Origin of the sequence: Streptomyces parvus (assembly GCF_014648875.1) — a bacterium.
GTDB lineage: Bacteria > Actinomycetota > Actinomycetes > Streptomycetales > Streptomycetaceae > Streptomyces > Streptomyces parvus.
Window position 1 is genome coordinate 581230 of sequence record NZ_BMRY01000002.1, and the last position, 25615, is coordinate 606844.

Sequence of the window (25615 nt, forward strand, 5' to 3'; positions counted from 1 at the left end):
GCGGGGTGAGCAAACCGGCCGCACCGCTGAAGGGGCGGGCCGCCCGGCTCGCCCGGCTGATGCCGTCCACCGGGCCCAGCACCGCGGCCCGCACCCCCTTCGTCCTGCTGGTCGTCCTGCTCCTGGGCGGCGGACTCATCACCCTGCTCCTGCTGAACTCCGCCCTCAACGAGGGATCGTTCCGGCTCAGCGAGCTGAAGCGGGACACCACCGAGCTCACCGACGAGCAGCAGGCCCTCCAGCGCGACGTCGACAGCCGGTCCCAGCCCGACGCCCTGGAGAAGCGCGCCCGGGAGCTGGGCATGGTCCCCGGCGGCAGCCCCGCCTTCCTGAACCCCGACGGCACGGTCCGCGGCAGGCCGACGGAGGCGACCGCCCCGCCCAGCCCGAGCCCCAGCCCCAGCCCCACCCCGAGCCCCACCGCCTCACCCGACGCCGACGCCCCGGCGGCCGGACCCCCCGCCTCCGGTACGTCGGCCGGCCCCTCCGGCTCCCCCTCGCCCTCCGCATCCGTGCCCCAGCCCGACCCCGCGGCGGAGAACAGCCCGCCCCCGACGAGCCCCGGCAGGTGACGCAGTGCCGCCCAAGGAACCGCCGCGCCGCCGCGTACCCGGTCCGGCCCGCCCCCGTAACGGGGCATCCGGATCCGGCCGCCCCGGCGCGCGCCCACCGGCCCGCCGCCCCCGCCCCGCCCCGGGGAGCACCACCCGGCGCGGCACCGCACCCCGCTCCCTGCGCCTCGGCAGCCCGCGTCCCCGGCTGCGGCTCGTCAGCCTCGGGCTGACGCTGGTCATGCTGGCCTTCGTGGCCCGGCTGCTCCAGGTCCAGGCCGTCGACGCCAGCGCGTACGCGGCCAAGGCCGAGAAGAACCGCTACCAGGAGTACACGGTCGCCGCCGAGCGCGGCGAGATCACCGACCGCAACGGCGTCGCGCTCGCCACCAGCGTGGACGCGCACAACATCACGGCCGACCCCAAGCTCTTCACACCCGAGGAGAGCAAGGCGCCCGATGCCCCGCAGCAGGCCGCGGCGCTGCTCGCCCCGATCCTCGGCAAGGACGTCGACGAGCTGGTCGAGAAGCTCTCGGCGCCCAAGAGCCGCTACACCGTCCTCGCCTACCGGCAGACCCCCCAGGTCTGGAAGCAGATCAAGGACCTCAAGGCCGTCTTCGCCGAGAAGGCGTCCGAGGACAAGCTGAAGGGCGGGCCGGGAGCCAACGTCCTGGCCGGTGTCCTCCAGGAGCCGACCACCAAGCGGGTCTACCCCAACGGGGATCTCGCCGCCGGGATACTGGGCTTCGTCAGCGCCGACGGCAAGGGCGGCGGCGGCCTCGAATCGCAGCTGAACAAGGAACTCGCGGGCGAGGACGGCAAGATCCGCTACGCCCAGGCCGGCGGCCGTCGGGTCCCCACCGCGGGCGGCAGCGAGATCCCGGCCGTGCCCGGCTCCGACATCGAGCTGACCATCGACCGCGATATCCAGTGGGCCGCGCAGAAGGCCATCAGCGACCAGGTCGCCGAGTCCAAGGCCGACCGCGGCTACGTCATCGTGCAGAACACGCGGACCGGCGAGCTGCTGGCCATGGCCAACTCACCCGGCTACGACCCCAACGACCTCTCCCAGGCCACCTCGGCCCAGCTCGGCAACGCGGCCCTCCAGGACGTGTACGAGCCCGGCTCCACCAGCAAGGTCATGTCGATCGCGGCCGTGCTGGAGGAGGGGGCCGCGACCCCCGGCACCCATGTCACCGTCCCCAACCGGCTGCACCGGGGTGACCGGCTCTTCAAGGACGACGTCGACCACCCCACCTGGTACCTCACGCTCAACGGGGTCCTCGCCAAGTCCAGCAACATCGGCACCATCCTGGCGACCGGTCAGCTCGGCAGGACCCAGGCCGAGTCGAACCAGGTCCTCTACGACTACCTGCGGAAGTTCGGCCTCGGCAAGAAGACCGGGCTCGGCTACCCCGGCGAGTCACCCGGCCTGCTGGCCCACCCGAAGGACTGGTCGACCTCGCAGCAGTACACGATCCCCTTCGGCCAGGGCCTCTCCATCAACGCCGTCCAGGCCGCCTCCGTATACTCCACGGTCGCCAACGGAGGCGTACGGGTCGCCCCCACCCTCGTACGCGGAACCAAGGGGGCCGACGGCCGGTTCACCCCGGCCGAGGCCCCCGAGGAGAACCGGGTGGTCAGCGAGAAGACCGCCAAGACCCTGGCGACCATGCTGGAGTCCGTCGTCGACGACAGCGAGGGGACCGGAACCAAGGCCGCCATCCCCGGCTACCGGGTCGCGGGCAAGACCGGGACCGCCAACCGGGTCGACCCCGAACGCGGCGTCTACAAGGGCTACACCGCCTCCTTCGCGGGCTTCGCCCCCGCCGACAACCCGCAGGTCACCGTCTACTGCGCGATCCAGAACCCCACCAAGGGAAGCTACTTCGGCGGCCAGATCTGCGGCCCGATCTACAAGAAGGTCATGGAGTTCGCGCTCAAGACGCTCCAGACCCCACCGTCCGGCAGCGAGCCGCCCCGGCTGCCGGTGTCCTTCAAACCCGGCGAGTGAACACGGGGATGCGCGAGCATCTCCTCCAAGGGAACCCTCAGTGACAACGATCACCCCCGACCCCGGGAACCGGAACGAGAACCGCCGGAACCAGGGTCCCTCGCTTCGCGAGAGCCCGCACCGGCCCGGTACGCTCACCGCCGTGCCCCACGCTGATCAGTCCCAAACCTCTCAGAAGGACGCGCCTGTGACCTACCCGGGAGCGCCCCGACCGGACCGGCTCCGGCCCACCCCCCTCGGCGAGCTGGCCGACCGGCTCGGCGTCGAGACCGCCGGGAGCGGCGACGTCACCGGCATCACGCACGACTCACGGGCCGTGCGACCCGGAGACGTGTACGCGGCCCTGCCCGGCGCCCGTATGCACGGCGCCGACTTCGCGGCCCAGGCCGCGGGCCTGGGCGCCGTGGCCGTCCTCACCGACCCCGCAGGCGGCGATCGCGCCGCCGCCACCGGCCTCCCGGTCCTGGTCACCGAGAACCCGCGGGCCGTGATGGGCGAGCTGGCCGCCGACATCTACGGGCGGCCCGGCATCGGCCTGCTCCAGATCGGCATCACCGGAACCTCCGGCAAGACCACCACTGCGTACCTCGTCGAGGGCGGACTGCGCGCCGCCGGACGCCCCACCGGGCTGATCGGCACCGTCGAGATGCGGATCGGCGACGAGCGCATCAAGTCCGAGCGCACCACCCCCGAAGCCACCGACCTCCAGGCCCTCTTCGCCGTCATGCGCGAACGCGGTGTCGAGGCCGTCGCGATGGAGGTCTCCAGCCACGCCCTGGTGCTCGGCCGGGTCGACGGCTGTGTCTTCGACGTCGCCGTCTTCAACAACCTCAGCCCGGAGCACATGGAGTTCCACTCCGGCATGGAGGACTACTTCCAGGCCAAGGCCCAGCTCTTCACCCCCGAGCGCAGCCACCGCGGCGTGGTCAACTTCGACGACGAGTACGGCCGCAGGCTCATCACCGAGTCCGGCGTCCCCGTCACGACCTTCTCCGCCGAGGGCCACCCGGACGCCGACTGGCACGCCGAGGACGTCGAGGTCGGACCGCAGGACAGCACCTTCACCGCCGTCGGCCCCAAGGGCGAGCGGATCACCGCCCGCGCCCCGCTGCCCGGCCCGTTCAACGTCGCCAACACCCTCGCCGCGATCGTCACGCTGGCCGTCGCGGGCGTCGACCCGCAGATCGCCGCCGACGGCGTCGCCGCCGTCCCCGGGGTCCCGGGCCGGCTGGAGCGGGTGGACGCCGGACAGCCCTACCTCGCCGTCGTCGACTACGCGCACAAGACCGATGCCGTCGAGTCCGTCCTGCGCTCCCTGCGCAAGGTCACCGAGGGCAAGGTGCACATCGTCCTCGGCTGCGGCGGCGACCGCGACACCACCAAACGCGGCCCGATGGGCGCCGCCGCGGCCCGGCTCGCCGACACCGCCGTACTGACCTCCGACAACCCCCGCTCCGAGGACCCCCTCGCGATCCTCGCCGCGATGCTCTCCGGCGCCGCCGAGGTCCCCGTCCACGAACGCGGCGACGTGCTCGTCGACGCCGACCGGGCCGCCGCCATCGCCGCCGCCGTCGCCCGCGCCGAGCCGGGCGACACCGTCCTGGTGGCGGGCAAGGGCCACGAGCAGGGCCAGGACGTCCACGGAGTGGTCCGCGCCTTCGACGACCGCAAGGTCCTGCACGCAGCCATCGAACGGTCCCTGGCGCACCCCGGCGCCGACCGTGCCCCTCACCACGAGAACAACAGTCAGGGATGACCAAGTGATCACCCTTTCCCTCGCCGAGATCGCCGAAATCGTCGGCGGGCAGCCGCACGACATACCGGACCCGGCAGTCACCGTGACCGGACCCGTCGTCATCGACTCCCGCGAGGTCGCGCCCGGCAGCCTGTTCGCCGCGTTCGCCGGCGAGCGGGTCGACGGCCACGACTACGCCCAGCGCGCCGTCGAGGCGGGCGCGGCAGCCGTGCTGGCGGCCCGCCCCGTCGGCGTTCCGGCGATCGTCGTGGACGATGTCGTCGGCGCGCTCGGAGCCCTCGCCCGGGCCGCCGTGGAACGCCTCGGCACCAGCGTCGTCGCCCTCACCGGCTCGGCGGGCAAGACGTCCACCAAGGACCTGATCGCGCAGCTCCTCCAGCGCCACGGCCCGACCGTCTGGACGCCCGGCTCCCTCAACAACGAGATCGGGCTGCCGCTCACCGCGCTGAGCGCCACCGCCGAGACCGAGCACCTGGTCCTGGAGATGGGCGCCCGCGGCATCGGCCACATCCGCTACCTCACCGAGCTGACCCCGCCCCGGATCGGCCTGGTCCTCAACGTCGGCTCCGCCCACCTCGGCGAGTTCGGCAGCCGGGAGGCCATCGCCCAGGCCAAGGGCGAGATGGTCGAGGGCCTGCCCGAGGACGGCTGCGCCGTGCTCAACGCCGACGACCCGCTCGTCCGCGCCATGGCCTCGCGCACCAAGGCCCGCGTCCTGCTCTTCGGAGAAGCCCCCGAAGCGGACGTACGGGGCGAGAAGGTCCGGATGACCCCCGACGGGCGGCCCGCGTTCGAGCTCCACACACCCACCGGGTGCAGCGACGTGACCATGCGCCTGTACGGTGAGCACCACGTGTCGAACGCGCTCGCCGCGGCCGCCGTCGCCCATGAGTTGGGCATGTCCGTGACCGAGATCGCCGATGCGCTCTCGGAGGCGGGCACCCTCTCCCGCTGGCGCATGGAGGTCACCGAGCGCGGGGACGGTGTGACGGTTGTCAACGACGCCTACAACGCGAACCCCGAATCCATGAGAGCCGCACTGCGTGCGCTGGCCGCCATGGGCCAGGCCCGAGGGGCCGACGGGGGGCGCACCTGGGCGGTGCTCGGTCAGATGGCCGAGCTCGGTGACGCGTCGCTCGCCGAGCACGACGCGGTCGGACGGCTCGCCGTCCGGCTCAACGTCAGCAAGCTCGTCGCTGTCGGGGGGACAGAAGCCTCCTGGCTGCAACTGGGCGCATATAACGAGGGTTCGTGGGGTGAGGAGTCGGTGCACGTGTCCGACGCGCAGGCGGCCGTCGACCTGTTGCGCAGTGAACTGCGCCCGGGAGACGTCGTGCTGGTGAAGGCGTCCCGGTCGGTCGGCCTGGAGAAGGTCGCCCAGGCACTGCTGGAGAACTCGACCGAGGGCGAGGTCGCCGGCCGATGAGGCAGATCCTCTTCGCGGGGGCCATCGGGCTCTTCCTGACCCTGGTCGGTACCCCGCTGCTGATCAAGCTGCTGGCCCGCAAGGGCTACGGGCAGTTCATCCGGGACGACGGCCCGCGCACCCACGGCAGCAAGAAGGGCACGCCCACGATGGGCGGCATCGCCTTCATCCTGGCGACGATCATCGCGTACCTCCTCGCGAAGATCATCACGGGTGAGGACATCCGCTACTCCGGTGTCCTCGTGCTCTTCCTCATGGCGGGCATGGGCCTCGTCGGCTTCCTCGACGACTACATCAAGATCGTCAAGCAGCGTTCGCTGGGTCTGCGGGCCAAGGCGAAGATGGCCGGACAGCTGATCGTCGGCATCGCGTTCGCGGTGCTCTCGCTCCAGTTCCCCAACTCCATGAACCAGACCCCGGCCTCCACCCGGCTCTCGTTCGTCGAGGACTTCGGCTGGTCGATCGGCCCGGTGCTGTTCTGCGTCTGGGCGCTGTTCATGATCCTCGCCATGTCCAACGGCGTGAACCTCACCGACGGCCTCGACGGTCTGGCCACCGGCGCCTCGGTGATGGTCTTCGGCGCCTACACCTTCATCGGCCTCTGGCAGTTCCAGGAGTCCTGCGCCAACGCGGACAACCTGACCAACCCCAGCGCCTGTTTCGAGGTCCGCGACCCGCTCGACCTCGCCGTCGTCGCAGCGGCCCTGATGGGCGCCTGCTTCGGCTTCCTGTGGTGGAACACCTCACCCGCCAAGATCTTCATGGGCGACACCGGTTCGCTCGCCCTCGGCGGCGCGCTCGCGGGCCTCGCGATCCTGTCGCGCACCGAGTTCCTGCTCGCCATCCTCGGCGGCCTCTTCGTGATGATCACCATGTCCGTGGTCATCCAGGTCGGTTCGTTCAAGATGACCGGCAAGCGCGTGTTCCGCATGGCGCCGCTCCAGCACCACTTCGAACTCAAGGGCTGGTCCGAAGTCCTGGTCGTGGTCCGGTTCTGGATCATCCAGGGCATGTGCGTGATCGTCGGACTCGGCCTCTTCTACGCGGGATGGGCAGCCAAGAAGTGAGCACCGTGGACTGGCAGGGCAAGTACGTCACCGTCGCCGGGCTCGGCGTCAGCGGAATCCCCGCCGCCCGCGCCCTGCACGAGCGCGGCGCGCTCGTCACCGTCGTCAACGACGGCGACGACGAACGCGCCCGCGCGCAGGCGGCCGAACTGGAGGCGCTCGGCATCGCCGTGCGCCTCGGCGACGGCGCGACCCTGCCGCCGTCCACGGAACTCGTCGTCACCGCCCCCGGCTGGCAGCCGGACAAGCCGCTCTTCCTGGCTGCCGCCGAGGCGGGCGTCCCGGTCTGGGGCGACGTCGAACTGGCCTGGCGCCTGCGCGGCGACAACGGCAGGAAGGCCGCGCCCTGGCTCGCGGTCACCGGTACCAACGGCAAGACCACGACCGTGCGCATGCTGGCCTCCATCCTGGAGGCGGTGGGCCTGCGCACCGCGGCCGTCGGCAACATCGGCGTATCGCTGCTGGACGCGGTGCTCGGCGATACGGAGTACGACGTCCTCGCCGTCGAACTCTCCAGCTACCAGCTGCACTGGGCGCCCTCCCTGCGCGCCCACTCCGCCGCCGTCCTCAACCTGGCCCCCGACCACCTCGACTGGCACGGCTCGATGGAGGCGTACGCCGCCGACAAGGGCCGCGTCTACGAGGGCAACACCGTGGCCTGCGTCTACAACGTGGCCGACCCGGCCACCGAGGACCTGGTCCGCGAGGCCGACGTCGAAGAGGGCTGCCGCGCCATCGGCTTCACCCTCGGCGCCCCCGGCCCCTCGCAGCTCGGCGTGGTCGACGGGATCCTCGTCGACCGGGCGTTCGTCGCCAACCGCCAGAAGCAGGCGCAGGAACTGGCCGAGGTCTCCGACGTGGACCCGCCCGCCCCGCACAACATCGCCAACGCCCTCGCGGCCGCCGCCCTCGCCCGCGCCTTCGGCGTGGAGCCGGCCGCCGTACGGGACGGGCTGCGCGCGTTCCGGCCGGACGCCCACCGCATCGAACACGTGGCGGACATCGGCGAAGTCGCCTACGTGGACGACTCCAAGGCCACCAACACCCACGCCACCGAGGCCTCGCTGGCCGCCTACGACTCCATCGTCTGGATCGCGGGCGGCCTGGCCAAGGGCGCCACCTTCGACGAGCTGGTCATCGGCGCGGCGAAGCGGCTGCGCGGCGTCGTGCTGATGGGCGCCGACCGCGCGCTGATCCACGAAGCCCTCACGCGACACGCCCCGGAAGTCCCGGTGGTCGACCTCGACCGGACCGACACTGGGGCGATGTCCGAAGCGGTCGCGCGGGCCGCCGAGCTCGCCCGGCCGGGCGATACGGTACTGCTGGCCCCGGCCTGTGCCTCGATGGACATGTTCACCAACTACAACAAGCGGGGCGAGGCGTTCGCGGACGCGGTCCGCGCACGCGCCGACGAGAGCGCCTGACCGACCGGGCTCCGCGCCCGGGGTCAGGGGCCCCGGGCACGAGCAGTGGAGGGGACAGCGACAATGCCGGCCGACGAGAGATTCGCCGTACGGCGGGAGAGCGCGCGGGCCTCGGTACCCCGACCCCTCACCGCGGCGCCCGCCCCCGCCGGCGTACCCCTGCCCCCCGGGCTCGCCCTGCGCGGCCGGCTCGCCACCGGCGCCCGGCGGCCCGAGACGCCGCGCGGCTCCGGACGCGGTGGCTCCGGACGTGGCGGGTCCGGCTCCCGCACCCCGCGCTCCGGGCGCGGCGGCGGACCGCGCCGGGCCTACGAGCGTGCGCGGCGGGCCTGGGACCGCCCCCTGACCGCCTATTACGTGATCCTCGGCTCCAGCCTCCTGATCACCGTGCTGGGCCTGGTGATGGTGTACTCCGCCTCGATGATCAAGGCGCTGGACATCAGCAAGCCCGCGACGTACTTCTTCGGCAAGCAGTTCCTCGCCGCCGTCATCGGGGGCGGGCTGATGCTGATCGCCGCCAGGATGCCCGTCAAACTCCACCGCGGACTGGCCTACCCGATACTGATGGTCACCGTCTTCCTGATGATCCTGGTCCAGGTGCCGGGGATAGGGATGTCGGTCAACGGCAACCAGAACTGGCTCTACCTGGGTGGCCCGTTCCAGCTCCAGCCCAGCGAGTTCGGCAAACTGGCGCTGATCCTGTGGGGGGCGGACCTGCTGGCCCGCAAGCAGGACAAGCGGTTGCTGACGCAGTGGAAGCACATGCTCGTGCCGCTCGTCCCGGTCGCCTTCATGCTGCTCGGGCTCATCATGCTCGGCGGCGACATGGGAACAGCGATCATTCTCACGGCGATCCTGTTCGGACTGCTCTGGCTGGCCGGCGCCCCCACCCGCCTCTTCGCCGGGGTCCTCGGCTTCGCCGCCGTCCTGGCGTTCCTGCTGATCAGGACCAGCCCCAACCGGATGTCCCGGCTCGCCTGCATGGGCGTGAGCGAACCCGATCCGGAGGGCGGCTGCTGGCAGGCCGCCCACGGAATCTATGCTCTGGCGTCCGGCGGATGGTTCGGTTCCGGGCTGGGTGCGAGTGTGGAAAAATGGGGCCAACTCCCGGAACCCCACACCGACTTCATCTTCGCGATCACCGGTGAGGAACTGGGTCTGGCGGGGACGCTGTCCGTGCTCGCCCTCTTCGCGGCTCTAGGCTATGCGGGTATCCGCGTGGCCGGACGCACGGAGGACCCCTTCGTGAGGTATGCCGCGGGAGGCGTGACCACGTGGATCACGGCCCAGGCCGTGATCAACATCGGTGCGGTGCTCGGCCTGTTGCCGATCGCCGGGGTCCCGCTCCCGCTGTTCTCCTACGGGGGGTCGGCCCTGCTGCCGACGATGTTCGCGGTCGGGCTGATGATCGCCTTCGCACGGGAGGACCCCGCGGCGAAGGCGGCCCTGGCCATGCGGAGGCCCGGGGTGAGATGGAAGACGATGAGACGGCGCGTCAAGAAGCGTTCGTCCGGAGAGCGGTGAATTTCGGTGCATGTCGTACTCGCCGGCGGGGGGACCGCCGGACACATCGAGCCCGCGCTTGCCCTCGCAGACGCCCTGCGCAGGCAGGACCCGACCGTGGGAATCACTGCCCTCGGCACGGAACGCGGCCTCGAGACCAGGCTCGTACCCGAGCGGGGGTACGAGCTGGCGCTCATCCCCGCCGTACCGCTGCCCCGTAAGCCCACGCCCGAACTGATCACCGTCCCGGGCCGGCTGCGCGGCACGATCAAGGCCGCCGAGCAGGTCCTGGAGCGCACCAAGGCGGACTGCGTGGTCGGCTTCGGCGGCTATGTGGCCCTGCCCGGCTACCTGGCCGCCAAGCGGGCCGGGGTGCCGATCGTGGTCCACGAGGCCAACGCCCGCCCGGGCCTGGCCAACAAGATCGGCTCGCGGTACGCCCACGGGGTCGCCGTCTCCACCCCGGACAGCAAGCTGCGCGGCGCCCGCTACATCGGCATCCCGCTGCGCCGCACCATCGCCACCCTGGACCGCGCCCGGGTCCGCCCGGAGGCCCGCGCCTCCTTCGGCCTCGACCCCAACCTGCCCACGCTGCTGGTCTCCGGCGGCTCGCAGGGCGCGCGCCATCTCAACGAGGTGGTCCAGCGGGTCGCGCCGCTGCTCCAGCGCTCAGGGATCCAGATCCTCCATGTGGTGGGCCCGAAGAACGAATTGCCGCGAATCGACAACATGCCCGGGATGCCGCCGTACATCCCGGTACCGTACGTGGACAGGATGGACCTCGCGTACGCCGCGGCCGACATGATGCTCTGCCGCGCGGGCGCGATGACCGTCGCCGAACTCTCCGCCGTCGGGCTCCCCGCCGCCTACGTCCCGCTGCCCATCGGCAACGGCGAACAGCGGCTCAACGCCCAGCCGGTGGTCAACGCCGGCGGCGGTCTGCTGGTGGACGACGCGGCGCTCACCCCGGAGTGGGTGCAGTCCAACGTCCTGCCGGTGCTGTCGGACCCCCACCGGCTGTACGAAATGTCCCGTGCCGCCGCGGAGTTCGGCCGGCGCGACGCCGACGACCTGCTCGTCGGCATGGTGTACGAAGCGATTGCCGCGCGCCGTTAGGCGTACGGCGCGATGCGGTGCGGACCCGGGGCGGGCGTCCCGGGTCCGGCGAAGGAGCGAGCGTGGCCGGACCGACCACCGCCCAGCGCGGCGCACCCGGGCGGGCGGACACCTCCGCCCGCCCGCCGCACACCGGCCCCGAGGGGCCCCGGATCAGCCGTCGTCTGCTGCTGATCCTGATCGGCGCCGCGGCCGCCCTGCTCGCCGCGTTCGTGATCTGGGCGCTCTACGGCTCCTCCTGGCTCCGCGTCGAGAAGGTCACCACGAGCGGCGTCGAGGTTCTGACCCGCGAAGAAGTGGAAGCGGTTGCCGCGACACCGATCGGCGCCCCGCTGGTCTCCGTGGACACCGACGCGATGGAACGCCGGTTGCGCCAGAAGTTGCCTCGTATCGACAGAGTTGATGTCGTTCGGTCCTGGCCGGACGGCATCAGCCTTAAGGTGACGGAGCGAAAGCCGGTCGTTCTGGTCGAAAAGGGCGGGAAGTTCGTGGAAGTGGACGCCAAGGGCGTGCGCTACGCCACCGTGGACAGGGCCCCGAGAGGTGTGCCCCTGCTGGAACTGAAGCCCGAACCGTCCGCGAGCCTTCGCCGCTTCGGAAGTGACCGTCTGTTGCGGGAAGCGGTCCGGGTCGCCGGCGACCTTCCGGCGGCCGTCGCCAAGGACACCGAGGTCGTCCGGGTCGCCTCGTTCGACGCGATCTCCCTGCAGCTCACCCGGGACCGCGAGGTGATCTGGGGCAGCGGCGAGAACGGCACGGCGAAGGCGCTCATCCTCGCCGCGCTCATGAAGGCGGCGCCCAAAGCGGGACAGTTCGACGTAAGCGCTCCCACCGCCCCGGCGGTATCGGGGAGTTGACGGGCATTTGTGCTGGCCAGCACCCTGGTTGGTCAGCGCTACGGGTGATCACATAGGGTGAAAAGAAAAACGGGAGGTTCGGCGTGTTCGTTGAACGTGCGCCACTTGTCGACTTAGTGTCCTGTTCGGAAGAGTCCAGGAAGCAGACACACTGGTAACCCTAAACTTCAGCGTTAGGGTTTGGGTCGGCGTTCGGACCGTCCCCATCGACATCAGTCGTCGCCGCGGGGCCACCGCAGAGCGACGACACGTAACTCGAGGCGAGAGGCCTTCGACGTGGCAGCACCGCAGAACTACCTCGCAGTCATCAAGGTCATCGGTGTCGGCGGCGGTGGTGTCAATGCCATCAACCGAATGATCGAGGTCGGTCTCAAGGGCGTCGAGTTCATCGCGATCAACACGGACGCACAAGCCCTGTTGATGAGCGACGCCGACGTCAAGCTCGACGTCGGCCGCGAACTCACCCGGGGCCTCGGCGCCGGGGCGAACCCGGCCGTCGGTCGTAAGGCGGCAGAGGACCACCGTGAGGAGATCGAGGAGGTCCTCAAGGGGGCCGACATGGTCTTCGTCACCGCCGGAGAAGGCGGCGGCACCGGCACCGGCGGCGCACCCGTCGTCGCCAACATCGCCCGCTCGCTCGGCGCCCTGACGATCGGCGTGGTCACCCGCCCGTTCACCTTCGAGGGCCGGCGGCGCGCGAACCAGGCGGAGGACGGCATCGCCGAACTCCGCGAAGAGGTCGACACCCTCATCGTCATCCCCAACGACCGCCTGCTGTCCATCTCGGACCGCCAGGTCAGCGTGCTCGACGCGTTCAAGTCGGCCGACCAGGTGCTGCTCTCGGGTGTCCAGGGCATCACCGACCTCATCACCACGCCGGGTCTGATCAACCTCGACTTCGCCGACGTCAAGTCGGTCATGTCCGAGGCCGGATCGGCGCTCATGGGCATCGGCTCGGCGCGCGGCGACGACCGCGCGGTGGCGGCGGCGGAGATGGCTATTTCCTCGCCTCTCCTGGAAGCCTCCATCGACGGCGCCCGCGGCGTCCTGCTCTCCATCTCCGGCGGCAGCGACCTCGGTCTCTTCGAGATCAACGAGGCCGCCCAGCTGGTGAGCGAGGCGGCCCACCCCGAGGCCAACATCATCTTCGGCGCCGTCATCGACGACGCCCTGGGCGACGAGGTCCGGGTCACCGTGATCGCCGCGGGCTTCGACGGCGGACAGCCGCCGGCCCGCCGGGAGAACGTCCTCGGCGCGAACAGCACCAAGCGCGAGGAACCGGCCGCCCCGGTCAGGTCCGCCCCCGAGCCCGCGCGCCCGGCCGGCGGACTCGGGTCCGTACCTCCGCGCGAGGAGAGCCCGGCCCCGGCCGAGCCCGCCCCCGCGTCGGCTTCGAGCGAGAGCGCGCTCCCGCCCGTCTCCCCGCCGCACGTCCCGCCGGCCCGTCCCTACCAGGACACCCAGGCCGAAGAGCTGGACGTACCGGACTTCTTGAAGTGATAGATCAGCACCAGGCGGCAACCGTCACGGGCAGCGCTCATTTCGCCTTCACCGACCGGTGGGGCGGAGTGAGCGCCGCTCCGTACGGCGAACTCAACCTCGGCGGCGCGGTCGGAGACGACCCCGCCGCCGTCGGCGCGAACCGGGAGCGTGCAGCGAGCGACCTCGGCATCGACCCGGCGCTCGTCGTCTGGATGAACCAGGTGCACGGCCGGGACGTCGCGGTGGTGGACGGACCCTGGGGTGCGGACACGGAGATTCCGGCCGTCGACGCGGTGGTGACCGCCCGGCGCGGGCTGCCGCTCGCGGTCCTCACCGCGGACTGCACCCCCGTTCTCCTCGCCGACCCGGTCGCCGGAGTCGTCGGGGCGGCGCACGCCGGGCGGCCGGGGCTGGTCGCCGGAGTCGTACCGGCTGCGGTCGAGACCATGATCGCGCTCGGCGCACACCCCTCCCGGATCATCGCCCACACCGGACCGGCCGTCTGCGGACGGTGCTACGAGGTGCCGGAGGCGATGCGGGCCGAGGTGGCCGAGGCCGTTCCCGGCACCTGGTCCGAGACCAGCTGGGGAACGCCTGCGGTGGACGTCACCGGCGGAGTGCACGCCCAGCTCGCCGCTCTCGGAGTGACCGACCGGCACCGTTCGCCGGTCTGCACCCGTGAATCGGGCGACCACTTCTCGTACCGTCGCGACCGCACCACCGGGCGGCTCGCCGGATATGTCTGGTTGGACGGATAGGGCATGACGGACCGTAAGGCTCAACTCGCGGCGAATCTCGCACAGGTGGAGGAAAGGATCGCCTCCGCCTGTGCCGCCGCAGGGCGCAAGCGGGAGGAAGTGACCCTGATCGTGGTCACCAAGACCTACCCCGCGAGCGATGTGCGGATCCTGCGTCAACTCGGTGTGCGCCATGTCGCGGAGAATCGTGACCAGGACGCGGCCCCCAAAGCCACCGCTTGTGCGGATCTTTCGCTGACATGGCACTTTGTCGGACAATTGCAGACGAACAAGGTTCGCTCTGTGACCAGTTATGCCGATGTGGTGCAGTCGGTGGACCGCGCCAAGCTGGTCACCGCTCTCTCCGCCGCCGCGGTGCGCGGGGAGCGCGAGCTCGGCTGTCTGATCCAGGTCGCCCTGGACGCGGAGAGCGGCGAGCGCGGTGAGCGCGGCGGTGTCGCGCCGGACGGGGTCGAGGAGTTGGCAGCCGCGATCGACTCGGCTCCCGGGCTCCGGCTCGACGGGCTGATGACCGTGGCGCCGCTGGCCGGGGAGTACGCCGGCCGGCAACGGGCCGCGTTCGACCGGCTGATGGAAATCTCATCCCGCCTGCGCGCCGGTCATCCGGCTGCGAACATGGTCTCCGCAGGTATGAGCGGGGATCTGGAGGACGCGGTGGCGGCCGGAGCGACACATGTACGCGTCGGTACGGCGGTACTCGGAGTCCGACCCCGGCTCGGGTAACGTCGCGAAGCAAGTCGGACCACAGCAGAAAATATGGTCATTCCCACTTCTAGCGGGCAGACCACAGTGGATCGCTGGCACTTGGTGACGAATGCCGATCCACCACAGAGCGGAGGACTCGGAGCATGGCCGGCGCGATGCGCAAGATGGCGGTCTACCTCGGCCTCGTGGAGGACGATGGGTACGACGGTCCGGGGTTCGACCCCGACGACGAATTCGAACCTGAGCCGGAGCCCGAGCGCGACCGGCGGCGGCACCAGCCCCCGCACCAGGTGGACCGGGACCGGGAGCGCGACCGTGAGCGGGAGCGCGAAAGGGACGAACCGGTGCGAGTAGTGCAGCCGCCCGCCCAACGTGAGCCGGTTCAGCTCCCCGCCGAAAGCGTGCGACCCGCCCGGATCGCACCCGTGGCATCCATCACACCTGAACGCCCGAACATGGAGAAGAACGCACCGGTGATCATGCCCAAGGTCGTGTCCGAGCGGGAGCCGTACCGCATCACCACGCTGCACCCCAGGACCTACAACGAGGCCCGTACCATCGGGGAACACTTCCGTGAGGGCACTCCGGTGATCATGAATCTCACGGAGATGGACGATACGGACGCGAAGCGACTTGTCGACTTTGCCGCAGGACTCGTCTTCGGTCTCCATGGCAGCATTGAACGCGTGACGCAGAAGGTGTTCCTGTTGTCGCCTGCTAACGTCGATGTCACGGCGGAGGACAAGGCCCGCATCGCAGAGGGCGGATTCTTCAACCAGAGCTGAGAACACGACACCGGGAACGACCCGGCCGCAAGGCCGGTGCCGGCCGCGAGGCCGGAGCTGACGAGAGCCAGGGGAGAGGGAAGCGCGAGACATGGGCGTCGCACTGGATGTGGTCTATATCGCGCTGATGTGTTTCCTCATCGTGCTGATCTTCCGGCTGGTCATGGACTACGTCTTCCAGTTCGCACGTTCATGGCAACCCGGCAAGGCGATGGTGGTCGTACTTGAGGCCACCTACACTGTCACCGATCCACCGCTCAAGCTTCTGCGGCGGTTCATCCCGCCGCTGCGTCTCGGGGGCGTGGCACTCGACCTGTCCTTCTTCGTTCTGATGATCATCGTCTACATCCTGATCAGCGTTGTGGTCAGGTTGTGAGCGATACGGTCTTGCCGACTGCCGACGACTACGTAGAGGTGAAGAAGAGATGCCGTTGACCCCCGAGGACGTGCGGAACAAGCAGTTCACGACCGTCCGCCTCCGAGAAGGCTATGACGAGGATGAGGTCGATGCCTTTCTCGACGAGGTCGAAGCGGAGCTGACCCGTCTGCTCCGTGAGAACGAGGACCTGCGCGCCAAACTGGCCGCTGCGACGCGCGCCGCCGCGCAGAACCAGCAGCAGCAACAGCAGCAGGGCATGCGCAAGCCCCCGGAGCAGCAGGACCGCCCCGGTGCGCCCGTTCCCGCCGCCATATCTGGACCGCCGCAGCAGCAGCAGCCCCCGCAGATGGGTCCGCCCCAGCTGCCCGGTGGCGCGCCGCAGCTGCCCGCAGGTCCCAGCGGCCATGGCCCCCAGGGCGGCCACGGTCCCGGTCCGCAGGGCCCGCACGGCCCCGGCCCGATGCAGGGCGGTCCCATGGGTGGCCCGATGGGCGGCCCCATGGGTCAGCACCCCCAGCAGCAGATGCAGCAGATGCAGCCGCCGCAGATGCAGCAGCAGGGGCAGGGCCCCGGTGGCGACAGCGCCGCCCGTGTCCTCTCGCTCGCGCAGCAGACCGCCGACCAGGCGATCGCAGAGGCCCGTTCCGAGGCCAACAAGATCGTCGGCGAGGCGCGCAGCCGCGCCGAGGGTCTGGAGCGCGACGCGCGTGCCAAGGCCGACGCCCTGGAGCGGGACGCGCAGGAGAAGCACCGCGTGGCGATGGGCTCGCTGGAGTCGGCCCGCGCGACGCTGGAGCGCAAGGTCGAGGACCTGCGTGGCTTCGAGCGCGAGTACCGCACGCGGCTGAAGTCCTACCTGGAGAGCCAGCTGCGTCAGCTGGAGACCCAGGCGGACGACTCGCTCGCCCCGCCGCGGACGCCGGCCGCCGCTTCGCTGCCGCCGTCCCCCTCGCTGGCCCCGGCCGGTGCGGGTGCGATGGGTCACTCCATGGGCGGCTCCAACCACGGTGGCCATGGCGGCCAGCAGATGGGTGGCGGTCAGTCGATGGGCAGCGGACCGTCCTACGGTGGCCAGCAGCAGATGTCGCCGGCCATGACGCAGCCGATGGCGCCGGTGCGGCCGCAGGCGCCGCAGCCGATGCAGCAGGCTCCGTCGCCGATGCGTGGGTTCCTGATCGACGAGGACGACAACTGAGCGGTGCGCGCTCGCTGAGCGCGTAGCCGTCGGCAGGCTGAGGGCCGGGCCCCGGGTTTTCCCGGGGCCCGGCCCTTTGCCGTGGGCGGGAGCCCGGTGGGGTGCGCCTGCGGCGGGCCTGCTCCCCTACCCGCCCCTTCCCGAAACCGGGGCTCCGCCCCGGACCCCGCTCCTCAAACGCCGGAGAGGCTGGATATGCCTGGCCTCGGCTTCTCGGGCGCGGGAGGGTAAATCCAGCCCGTCCGGCGATTGAGGCGCGGGGGTTCGGGGGCGGAGCCCCTGAGCGGGAACGCGGAAGGGCCCGCCGGAATCGTTCCGGCGGGCCCTTCCCCTTCGTGCGGGCTACCGCTACCGCTTGCGCAGGCGGAACGTCAGCGCCAGTCCCTCGTCCTCGAACGACGTGCCGTACGTCTCGTCCGCCTCGCCCTCCGCGTAGTCCACGGCCAGGACCTCCTCCGAGATGAGGGGCGCGTGCTCCGTCAGGGCCTCCTTCGTGGCCTCGGACGTCGTCGTCCAGCGGACGGCGATGCGGTCCGCCACGTCCAGGCCGCTGTTCTTGCGGGCCTCCTGGATCAGGCGGATCGCGTCACGGGCCAGGCCCGCCCGGCGCAGCTCGGGGGTGATCTCCAGGTCCAGGGCCACCGTCGCGCCCGAGTCCGAGGCGACCGACCAGCCCTCGCGCGGGGTCTCCGTGATGATCACCTCGTCGGGGGAGAGCGTGATCTGCTCGCCCTCCACCTCCACCGACGCCGTGCCTTCGCGCAGGGCGAGGGAGAGCGCGGCCGCGTCCGCGTTCGCCACCGCCTTGGCCACCGCCTGCACGCCCTTGCCGAACCGCTTGCCCAGCGCCCGGAAGTTCGCCTTCGCCGTCGTGTCGACCAGCGAGCCGCCAACCTCGGAGAGCGAGGCCAGCGATGTGACGTTCAGCTCTTCCGTGATCTGCGCCCGAAGGTCGGGGGAGAGGGACTCGAAGCCGTTCGCCGCCACCAGGGCCCGGGACAGCGGCTGGCGCGTCTTCACGCCCGACTCGGCTCGCGTCGCCCGGCCCAACTCCACCAGGCGGCGCACCAGCGCCATCTGGGAGGAGAGGGCCGGGTCGATCGCCGAAACCTCCGCCTTGGGCCACGAGGACAGGTGCACCGACTCCGGGGCGTCCGGTGTGACCGGGGCGATCAGGTCCTGCCAGACCCGCTCCGTGATGAACGGGACCAGCGGGGCCATCAGCCGGGTCACCGTCTCGACGACCTCGTGCAGCGTGCGCAGCGCCGACTTGTCGCCCTGCCAGAAGCGGCGGCGCGAGCGGCGCACGTACCAGTTGGAGAGGTCGTCCACGAACGCCGAGAGCAGCTTGCCGGCGCGCTGGGTGTCGTAGCCCTCCATCGCGACGGTCATCTGGTCGACCAGTGCGTTGAGTTCGCTCAGCAGCCAGCGGTCCAGGACCGTGCGGTCCGCCGGGGCCGGGTCGGCCGCCGACGGGGCCCAGCCCGACGTGCGGGCGTACAGGGCCTGGAAAGCCACCGTGTTCCAGTACGTCAGGAGCGTCTTGCGGACCACCTCTTGGATCGTTCCGTGGCCCACCCTGCGTGCGGCCCACGGGGAGCCGCCCGCCGCCATGAACCACCGCACCGCGTCCGCCCCGTGCTGGTCCATCAGCGGGATCGGCTGGAGGATGTTGCCCAGGTGCTTGGACATCTTGCGGCCGTCCTCGGCGAGGATGTGGCCCAGGCAGACCACGTTCTCGTACGACGACTTGTCGAAGACCAGCGTGCCGACCGCCATCATCGTGTAGAACCAGCCGCGGGTCTGGTCGATGGCCTCCGAGATGAACTGCGCCGGGTAGCGGCTCTCGAAGATCTCCTTGTTCTTGTACGGGTAGCCCCACTGCGCGAACGGCATCGAACCCGAGTCGTACCAGGCGTCGATGACCTCCGGGACGCGGTACGCCTCCAGCTGGCAGTTCTCGTGCGTGCAGGTGAAGGTGATCTCGTCGATGAACGGGCGGTGGGGGTCGAGCGATGACTGGTCCCGGCCGGTGAGTTCGCTCAGCTCGGCTCGCGAGCCCACGCACGTCAGGTGGTTGTCCTCGCAGCGCCAGATCGGCAGCGGCGTGCCCCAGTAGCGGTTACGGGACAGCGCCCAGTCGACGTTGTTGTTCAGCCAGTCGCCGAAGCGGCCGTTCTTGACCGAGTCCGGGAACCAGTTGGTCTTCTCGTTCTCCTGGAGCAGGCGGTCCTTGATCGCTGTCGTACGGATGTACCAGGACGGCTGCGCGTAGTAGAGCAGCGCCGTGTGGCAGCGCCAGCAGTGCGGGTAGCTGTGCTCGTACGGGACGTGGCGGAAGAGCTTGCCGCGCTCGTCCAGGTCCGCGGTGAGCGCTTCGTCGGCCTTCTTGAAGAAGACGCCGCCGACCAGGGGGAGGTCTTCCTCGAACGTGCCGTCCGGGCGGACCGGGTTGACCACCGGGAGGCCGTAGGAGCGGCAGACCAGGAGGTCGTCGGCGCCGAACGCGGGGGACTGGTGGACCAGACCCGTACCGTCCTCGGTGGTGACGTACTCGGCGTTGACCACATAGTGGGCCTCCGCCGGGAAGTCGACCAGGGTGAACGGGCGTTCGTAGGTCCAGCGCTCCATCTCGGCGCCCGTGAACGACTGGCCCGTCACCTCCCAGCCCTCGCCCAGCGCCTTCTCCACCAGGGGTTCGGCGACGACGAGCTTCTCCTCGCCGTCCGTCGCGACGACGTAGCGGACCTCGGGGTGCGCGGCGACCGCTGTGTTGGAGACCAGCGTCCACGGCGTGGTCGTCCAGACCAGGAGCGCCGCCTCGCCGGCCAGCGGGCCGGAGGTCAGGGGGAAGCGGACGAAGACCGAGGGGTCGACGACCGTCTCGTAGCCCTGGGCCAGCTCGTGGTCGGACAGGCCGGTGCCGCAGCGGGGGCACCAGGGGGCGACCCGGTGGTCCTGGACCAGCAGGTCCTTGTTGAAGATCTCCTTGAGCGACCACCACACGGAGTCCACGTACTCCGGGTCCATCGTGCGGTAGGCGTCGTCCAGGTCGACCCAGTAGCCCATGCGGGTCGTCAGCTCGGCGAACGCGTCGGTGTGCCGGGTCACCGAGTCACGGCACTTGGCGTTGAACTCGGCGATGCCGAACGCCTCGATGTCCTTCTTGCCGTTGAAGCCCAGTTCCTTCTCCACGGCGAGTTCGACGGGCAGGCCGTGACAGTCCCAGCCGGCCTTCCGGCCGACGTGGTAGCCCTGCATCGTACGGAAGCGGGGGAAGACGTCCTTGAAGACGCGGGCCTCGATGTGGTGGGCGCCCGGCATGCCGTTGGCGGTGGGCGGGCCCTCGTAGAAGACCCACTCGGGGCGGCCCTCGGACTGCTCCAGGCTCTTGGCGAAGACCTTGTTGTCCCGCCAGAAGTCGAGCACGGCGTGCTCCAGCGCGGGCAGGTCTACCTGGGCGGGTACCTGGCGGTACTGCGGCGATGTCATGTGCGGCTTCCTCCGGCGGATGTCTTCCACTTCCGTCGGAGGGACGAGAGCGCCTCGGCTCCCGCGGTACCACCCTCCTTGGCCCCGGGCGCAGCCCGTGGCCCCCTCATTGGGGTCGCGATGCCGGGTCTAGTGGCCTGGTGCCCGTGGGCGGAACCCACGTGTCCCGGGCGTTCTTCCGGCGGCTCAGGGGTGATCTTCACATCGCGCTCGCCCCCGGGCTCCCACCGTCCCCGGGTCGCTGCTGGCTGCGTACGGCGCTACTCGTCCCGTCGATGCCTCTCGCTGAGGCCAGTGTACGGGCCCGTACGGGCGACGGCCGACCGGTTTACCGGGGGCGCCGGGGCGTGACCCGAGTGGCGGGACGGGGTACAAGCACTTCCCGGCGGGACCCGGGGGCGGATTACCGGGCGGGGAGCTGGGAACAACGGAGGCAGGCGCGCGCCACGACCGGACACGGGGGAGGCGAGAGGGCGGCGTGCCCCGTTGCCGCGGGGCTGGAGTCGATTTATCGTCCCAGCACGATTCGCGAGCAAGATCACCATATGTGAAGGGGCCGCGGCCATGGTGGCGAAGAAGGCAGCGAAGAAGACGGTGAAGAAGGCCGCCCCCAAGAAGACCGCGGCCAAGAAGGCGGCGGCCGGCGACAAGCCCGCCGCCAAGAAGAGCACGGCCAAGAAGAGCACCGCCAAGAAGACCGCGAAAAAGGCCGCACCGGCGGCCACGGAGGCGGCCCGGGCCGCCGAGCAGACGGGAGCCCCCACGGTGGTAGCCAAGAAGAGCGCGAGTCGTCCCGCAGCAGGCGCACAGGCCACGGCCCCCGTGCCGCCCGCCCGTGCCGCCGCCCCGGACGAGCTGGCCGTCCGGCCCGGGGAGGACCCCTGGACGCCCGAGGAGGTCACCGAGGCCCGCACTCTGCTGACCAGCGAGATCCTGCGGCTCCGCAGTGAGCTGGAGGCCTCCGGCGCGGCCCTCGCCGGACTGATGCGGGACTCCGGGGACGGCGCGGGCGACGACGAGGCCGACACCGGCACCAAGAACATCACCCGCGAGCACGAGCTGTCGCTGGCCGCCAACGCCCAGGAGATGCTGGAGCAGACCGAGCGGGCGCTCGCCCGGCTGGAGGCGGGTACGTACGGGCTCTGCGAGATCTGCGGCAAGCCGATCGGCAAGGCGCGCATGCAGGCCTTCCCCCGGGCCACCCTGTGCGTCGAGGACAAGCAGAAGCAGGAGCGGCGCGGCTGATCCGCACAGGTGTGTCGTACCCTCGTCCGAAGGCAGGCACCTAGGGTTGAGGGACTTACGTGGCAGAGGCGGAGCGCATCATCGGTACGCCGGACAATCCCGAGGCCGAAGGCACGGACGAAGGCGGCAGCACGGCCGCCGACGCCGCCGTCAACGCCGGCCGGGGCAAGCGGAAGGTCCTCGTTCTCCTGAGCGTGGCCGTCGTGGCCTATCTGCTCGACCTGGTCACGAAGATGATCGTGGTCGCGAAGCTGGAGCACCAGCCGCCGATCGACGTCATCGGCGACTGGCTGCAGTTCCGGGCGATCCGGAACGCGGGCGCCGCGTTCGGGTTCGGCGAGGCGTTCACGGTGATCTTCACCATCATCGCCGCGGGTGTGATCGTGGTCATCGTCCGGCTGGCCCGCAAGCTCTACAGCCTGCCGTGGGCCATCGCCCTGGGCCTTCTCCTGGGCGGTGCGCTCGGCAACCTCACCGACCGGCTCTTCCGGGCGCCCGGCGTCTTCGAGGGCGCAGTGGTCGACTTCATCGCCCCCAAGCACTTCGCCGTCTTCAACCTCGCCGACTCCGCCATCGTCTGCGGCGGCATCCTCATCGTGATCCTGTCCTTCAAGGGCCTGGACCCCGACGGGACCGTCCACAAGGACTGACCGGGCGGCACGGGGAGCGGGTCGCGCAAGGCATACTCGACTGGTGAGTACGCACCCCGAGATCCGCACCCTGCCCGTTCCCGACGGCCTGGAGGGCGAGCGCGTCGACGCCGCCATCTCCCGGATGTTCGGTTTCTCCCGCACCAAGGCCGCCGAGCTGGCCGCCGCCGGGAAGGTCCAGGTGGACGGATCGGTCGCCGGGAAGTCCGAGCGGGTCCACGGCGGTGCCTGGCTGGAGGTCGAGATGCCGGGGGCGCCCGCTCCCGTCCAGATCGTCGCCGAGCCCGTCGAGGGCATGGAGATCGTCCACGACGACGACGACATCGTCGTCATCATGAAGCCGGTCGGCGTCGCCGCCCACCCCAGCCCCGGCTGGACCGGCACCACCGTCATCGGCGGCCTCGCCGCCGCCGGCTACCGGATCTCGACGTCCGGCGCCGCCGAGCGCCAGGGCATCGTGCACCGCCTCGACGTCGGCACCTCCGGCCTGATGGTCGTCGCCAAGTCCGAGCGCGCCTACACCCTGCTCAAGGCCCAGTTCCGCGACCGGGTCGTCGACAAGAGGTACCACGCCCTCGTCCAGGGCCACCCGGACCCGATGAGCGGCACCATCGACGCCCCCATCGGCCGCCACCCCAACCACGACTACAAGTGGGCGGTCACCGCCGAGGGCAAGCCGTCGGTGACCCACTACGACCTGATCGAGGCCTACCGCGCCGCCAGCCTCCTCGACATCAAGCTGGAGACGGGCCGCACCCACCAGATCCGGGTCCACATGTCCGCCCACCGCCACCCCTGCGTCGGCGACCTCACCTACGGCGCCGATCCGACGCTGGCCAAGCGCCTGGGGCTGACCCGGCAGTGGCTGCACGCCGTCCGCCTGGGCTTCGAGCACCCGGCCGACGGGAGCTGGGTGGAGTTCTCCTCCACCTACCCGGCCGACCTCCAGCACGCCCTCGACACCATCTCCGCGGAGAGCCAGTGACCGCCGGGCCCACCACCCCGTACAGCACGCGCCGGGCCATGGAGGAGAGTGACCTCCAGGCCTGCTTCCAGGTCCGCAAGGACGTCTTCGTCGGCGAGCAGAACGTGCCCGAGGACCTGGAGTACGACGCCTACGACGCGACCGCCGTGCATGTCCTTGCCGTCGCCGCGGACGGCACCGCCCTCGGCACCGGACGGCTGCTGCACGGCGCCGACGCGGCCGGGAAGACCGGCGGCGACCCTGCCGTCGGCTCGCTGGGCCGGCTCGCCGTGAGCCGCGAGGCCCGCGGCCTCGGCGTCGGCGCGGCCCTCGTCCGGGCCATCGAGGAGGAGGCGCGGGCGCTCGGCCTGGCCGCCGTCGACCTGCACGCCCAGACGCACGCCCTCGGCTTCTACGAGCGGCTCGGTTACGTCGCGTACGGCCCCGAGTTCCCCGACGCGGGCATGCCGCACCGGGCCATGCGGCGGGAGATCCGCCCGGCCTGAGCACGGCGGAATCCGGGGGATCGGCCGGGTCCCGGGGGGTATCCGCGGAAACGCGCACCCGCGTGGCAGGGTGGAGGCCCTGTTCGGCCGCTCGTGACCTGCCGGACCCGCACGCTCCGGAAGGTCCCCCGTGGAACAGATGGCCCTGCTGCTCCTGCTGCTGCTCGGAGCCGTGGTCACGGTGCCGCTCGGCGACCGGCTGGGACTGCCCGCGCCGGTGCTGATGACCCTCGCGGGCATCGCGATGGCGTTCGCGCCGTTCGTCCCGAACGTGGACATCCCGCCGGAGATCATCCTCCCCGCGCTGCTCCCGCCGCTGCTCTACGCCACCGTCCAGCGCACCTCCTGGCGGCAGTTCGCCGCCAACAGACGGCCGATCTTCCTGCTGGCCGTGGCCCTCGTCTTCGTCACCACGGCCGCCGTCGCCGCGGTCGCGAACTCGATCGTGCCGGGGCTGCCGATCGCCGCCGCCGTGGCGCTCGGCGCGCTCGTCGCCCCGCCCGACCCGGTCGCGGCGACGGCCGTCGCGGGCTCGGTGGGGCTGCCGCGGCGGCTGGTGTCGATCCTGGAGGGCGAGGGGCTCTTCAACGACGTGACCGCCATCGTCCTCTACCACGTGGCCATCGCCGCCGCCGTCAGCGGCACCTTCTCGCTCCCCGAGGCCTTCGGGCTGCTGGTCCTCTCCGCCGTCGTCGCGGTCGCCGTCGGCCTCGCGATCGGCTGGCTCACGATCAAGCTGATGAACCTGCTCGGCGACGCCACGCTCCAGGTCGGGCTGACCCTGCTGGTGCCCTTCGTCGCCTACGTCCTCGCGGAGGAGCTGGAAGGCTCCGGTGTGCTGGCCGTCCTGACCGTCGCGCTGTTCCTCGCCGAGCACACCGCCGACGCCGACGACGTGCTGGGCCGGCTCACCGGACGTACCTTCTGGGACATCGTCGACACCCTCGTCACCGGGGTCGCCTTCGGGCTGATCGGCCTGGAGCTGCACAGCGTGTTCGGCACCGCCGACGGGCACGCCCTGGAGATGGTCGCCTGGGGGCTCGCGATCGTCGCCGTCGTCGTCGGCGTCCGGCTGCTGTGGCTGCTCCCCGCGACCTGGCTGGCCAAGCGGCTGCACACGCGGCGGGACGTCAGCGAGGAGATCCCGACCAGCTGGCGGGAGACCGTCGTGATGTGGTGGGCGGGGATGCGGGGGGTGGCCTCCGTCGCCCTGGCGCTGGCGATCCCGCTGGAGACCGACGACGGGCAGCCCTTCCCCGGCCGCGAGGAGATCATCTTCATCGCGTTCGCCGTGATCATGGCCACCCTGGTCTTCCAGGGGCTCACCCTGCCCTGGCTGGTACGGAAGCTGAAGGTCCGGGCCGACACCGCCGCCGAGGGTGCCCTGGAGCGGGACCTCGCGATCCGGGCCGCCAAGGCCGCCAAGTACCGGCTCAAGGAGATCCAGGAGGTCGAGGAGTTCCCCGAGGAGGTCCTGGAGCGGCTCCAGCGTGCCGCGTACGACATCGGCGCCCGGATCAGCCCCGAGATGGTCGACGAGGAGCGGCGCGAGGCCTACGCGCAGCGGGCGAAGCGCTTCAAGGAGATCAGCCGGGTCCAGCGCGAGATGATGTCGGCCGCCCGCCACGAGGTGCTCTCCGCACGCAGCGAGCCCGGCTCCGACCCGGAGGTCGTGGACCGGGTGCTGCGGTATCTGGACTTCCGCTCGCTGCGGTGAGCCGGTGAGCCGGCGGGCGGTTG

Annotated in this window: 21 protein-coding genes; 20 read left to right on the plus strand and 1 reads right to left on the minus strand. The window is 71.0% G+C overall.

Features of this window, described 5'->3' with window-relative positions:
- The first annotated feature begins 5 nt into the window (after nt 1-5).
- The 15 genes from ftsL (at nt 6) to IE140_RS08850 (ending at nt 17018) form a co-directional block, all read left to right on the plus strand.
- Entirely contained in the window at nt 6-572 is a 567-nt protein-coding gene (gene ftsL / locus IE140_RS08780; RefSeq protein ID WP_189460242.1) for a cell division protein FtsL, read from the plus strand.
- Nucleotides 573-576: 4 nt separating this feature from the next.
- Entirely contained in the window at nt 577-2565 is a 1989-nt protein-coding gene (locus IE140_RS08785) for a peptidoglycan D,D-transpeptidase FtsI family protein (RefSeq protein ID WP_189460244.1), read from the plus strand.
- 40 nt (nt 2566-2605) lie between these two features.
- Nucleotides 2606-4321, plus strand: coding sequence for a UDP-N-acetylmuramoyl-L-alanyl-D-glutamate--2,6-diaminopimelate ligase (locus IE140_RS08790; protein ID WP_150197730.1), 1716 nt, complete (start codon nt 2606-2608; stop codon nt 4319-4321).
- A 4-nt stretch (nt 4322-4325) separates the two neighbouring features.
- Nucleotides 4326-5747, plus strand: a complete 1422-nt coding sequence (locus IE140_RS08795; protein ID WP_010057887.1) for a UDP-N-acetylmuramoyl-tripeptide--D-alanyl-D-alanine ligase — start codon at nt 4326-4328, stop codon at nt 5745-5747.
- The gene (gene mraY, locus IE140_RS08800) at nt 5744-6814 is read left to right on the plus strand and encodes a phospho-N-acetylmuramoyl-pentapeptide-transferase (RefSeq protein WP_032761615.1); all 1071 of its coding nucleotides are present in this window, start codon (nt 5744-5746) and stop codon (nt 6812-6814) included. The genes IE140_RS08795 and mraY overlap by 4 nt, the downstream gene beginning before the upstream one ends.
- Nucleotides 6796-8238 (plus strand): UDP-N-acetylmuramoyl-L-alanine--D-glutamate ligase, encoded by a 1443-nt coding sequence (gene murD / locus IE140_RS08805; protein WP_189460248.1) that lies wholly within the window; start codon nt 6796-6798, stop codon nt 8236-8238. Before mraY ends, murD begins: the two co-directional genes overlap by 19 nt.
- A gap of 63 nt (nt 8239-8301) precedes the next feature.
- Complete coding sequence (gene ftsW, locus IE140_RS08810) at nt 8302-9762, plus strand: putative lipid II flippase FtsW (RefSeq protein ID WP_006123854.1); 1461 nt, start codon at nt 8302-8304, stop codon at nt 9760-9762.
- 6 nt (nt 9763-9768) lie between these two features.
- A complete protein-coding gene (gene murG, locus IE140_RS08815; RefSeq protein WP_032761613.1) occupies nt 9769-10857 on the plus strand; it encodes an undecaprenyldiphospho-muramoylpentapeptide beta-N-acetylglucosaminyltransferase in 1089 nt (362 codons plus the stop codon).
- Between the two features lie 62 nt (nt 10858-10919).
- Nucleotides 10920-11714 (plus strand): cell division protein FtsQ/DivIB, encoded by a 795-nt coding sequence (locus IE140_RS08820; RefSeq protein WP_150194602.1) that lies wholly within the window; start codon nt 10920-10922, stop codon nt 11712-11714.
- 276 nt (nt 11715-11990) lie between these two features.
- The gene (gene ftsZ, locus IE140_RS08825; protein WP_032761609.1) at nt 11991-13214 is read left to right on the plus strand and encodes a cell division protein FtsZ; all 1224 of its coding nucleotides are present in this window, start codon (nt 11991-11993) and stop codon (nt 13212-13214) included.
- On the plus strand, nt 13211-13954 hold the full coding sequence (gene pgeF / locus IE140_RS08830) for a peptidoglycan editing factor PgeF (RefSeq protein WP_150194604.1): 744 nt from the start codon (nt 13211-13213) through the stop codon (nt 13952-13954). Before ftsZ ends, pgeF begins: the two co-directional genes overlap by 4 nt.
- Nucleotides 13955-13957: 3 nt before the next feature.
- Nucleotides 13958-14677 carry a YggS family pyridoxal phosphate-dependent enzyme gene (locus IE140_RS08835; RefSeq protein WP_150194606.1) on the plus strand — a complete coding sequence of 240 codons (720 nt, stop codon included), beginning with the start codon at nt 13958-13960 and terminating at the stop codon, nt 14675-14677.
- 125 nt (nt 14678-14802) lie between these two features.
- Nucleotides 14803-15444 carry a cell division protein SepF gene (locus IE140_RS08840; protein ID WP_006123847.1) on the plus strand — a complete coding sequence of 214 codons (642 nt, stop codon included), beginning with the start codon at nt 14803-14805 and terminating at the stop codon, nt 15442-15444.
- A 91-nt stretch (nt 15445-15535) separates the two neighbouring features.
- Nucleotides 15536-15820, plus strand: coding sequence for a YggT family protein (locus IE140_RS08845; protein WP_006123846.1), 285 nt, complete (start codon nt 15536-15538; stop codon nt 15818-15820).
- 49 nt (nt 15821-15869) lie between these two features.
- Entirely contained in the window at nt 15870-17018 is a 1149-nt protein-coding gene (locus IE140_RS08850; protein ID WP_032780336.1) for a DivIVA domain-containing protein, read from the plus strand.
- 348 nt (nt 17019-17366) lie between these two features.
- Here IE140_RS08850 and ileS read toward each other — a convergent pair whose 3' ends face one another.
- Nucleotides 17367-20510 (minus strand): isoleucine--tRNA ligase, encoded by a 3144-nt coding sequence (ileS, locus tag IE140_RS08855; RefSeq protein ID WP_150194608.1) that lies wholly within the window; start codon nt 20508-20510, stop codon nt 17367-17369.
- Between the two features lie 564 nt (nt 20511-21074).
- Here ileS and IE140_RS08860 point away from each other — a divergent pair.
- From IE140_RS08860 to IE140_RS08880, 5 genes are all read left to right on the plus strand, one after another.
- Nucleotides 21075-21755, plus strand: a complete 681-nt coding sequence (locus IE140_RS08860; protein WP_150194612.1) for a TraR/DksA family transcriptional regulator — start codon at nt 21075-21077, stop codon at nt 21753-21755.
- A 59-nt stretch (nt 21756-21814) separates the two neighbouring features.
- Entirely contained in the window at nt 21815-22405 is a 591-nt protein-coding gene (gene lspA, locus IE140_RS08865) for a signal peptidase II (protein ID WP_093442785.1), read from the plus strand.
- A gap of 43 nt (nt 22406-22448) precedes the next feature.
- A complete protein-coding gene (locus IE140_RS08870; protein ID WP_006123838.1) occupies nt 22449-23390 on the plus strand; it encodes an RluA family pseudouridine synthase in 942 nt (313 codons plus the stop codon).
- Between the two features lie 38 nt (nt 23391-23428).
- On the plus strand, nt 23429-23875 hold the full coding sequence (locus IE140_RS08875) for a GNAT family N-acetyltransferase (RefSeq protein WP_150194628.1): 447 nt from the start codon (nt 23429-23431) through the stop codon (nt 23873-23875).
- Nucleotides 23876-24005: 130 nt separating this feature from the next.
- Nucleotides 24006-25592, plus strand: a complete 1587-nt coding sequence (locus IE140_RS08880; protein ID WP_109178216.1) for a Na+/H+ antiporter — start codon at nt 24006-24008, stop codon at nt 25590-25592.
- Nucleotides 25593-25615 lie beyond the last annotated feature (23 nt).

What these genes read in the sequence shown, in the direction of transcription:
- IE140_RS08860 (WP_150194612.1), top strand. Translation starts at nt 21,075, where the DNA reads ATGGTGGCGAAGAAGGCAGCGAAGAAGACGGTGAAGAAGGCCGCCCCC.
- IE140_RS08875 (WP_150194628.1), top strand. Translation starts at nt 23,429, where the DNA reads ATGGAGGAGAGTGACCTCCAGGCCTGCTTCCAGGTCCGCAAGGACGTC.
- murD (WP_189460248.1), top strand. Translation starts at nt 6,796, where the DNA reads ATGGGCAGCCAAGAAGTGAGCACCGTGGACTGGCAGGGCAAGTACGTC.
- IE140_RS08840 (WP_006123847.1), top strand. Translation starts at nt 14,803, where the DNA reads ATGGCCGGCGCGATGCGCAAGATGGCGGTCTACCTCGGCCTCGTGGAG.
- mraY (WP_032761615.1), top strand. Translation starts at nt 5,744, where the DNA reads ATGAGGCAGATCCTCTTCGCGGGGGCCATCGGGCTCTTCCTGACCCTG.
- IE140_RS08845 (WP_006123846.1), top strand. Translation starts at nt 15,536, where the DNA reads ATGGGCGTCGCACTGGATGTGGTCTATATCGCGCTGATGTGTTTCCTC.
- ileS (WP_150194608.1), bottom strand. Translation starts at nt 20,510, where the DNA reads ATGACATCGCCGCAGTACCGCCAGGTACCCGCCCAGGTAGACCTGCCC.
- IE140_RS08835 (WP_150194606.1), top strand. Translation starts at nt 13,958, where the DNA reads ATGACGGACCGTAAGGCTCAACTCGCGGCGAATCTCGCACAGGTGGAG.
- IE140_RS08850 (WP_032780336.1), top strand. Translation starts at nt 15,870, where the DNA reads ATGCCGTTGACCCCCGAGGACGTGCGGAACAAGCAGTTCACGACCGTC.
- ftsW (WP_006123854.1), top strand. Translation starts at nt 8,302, where the DNA reads ATGCCGGCCGACGAGAGATTCGCCGTACGGCGGGAGAGCGCGCGGGCC.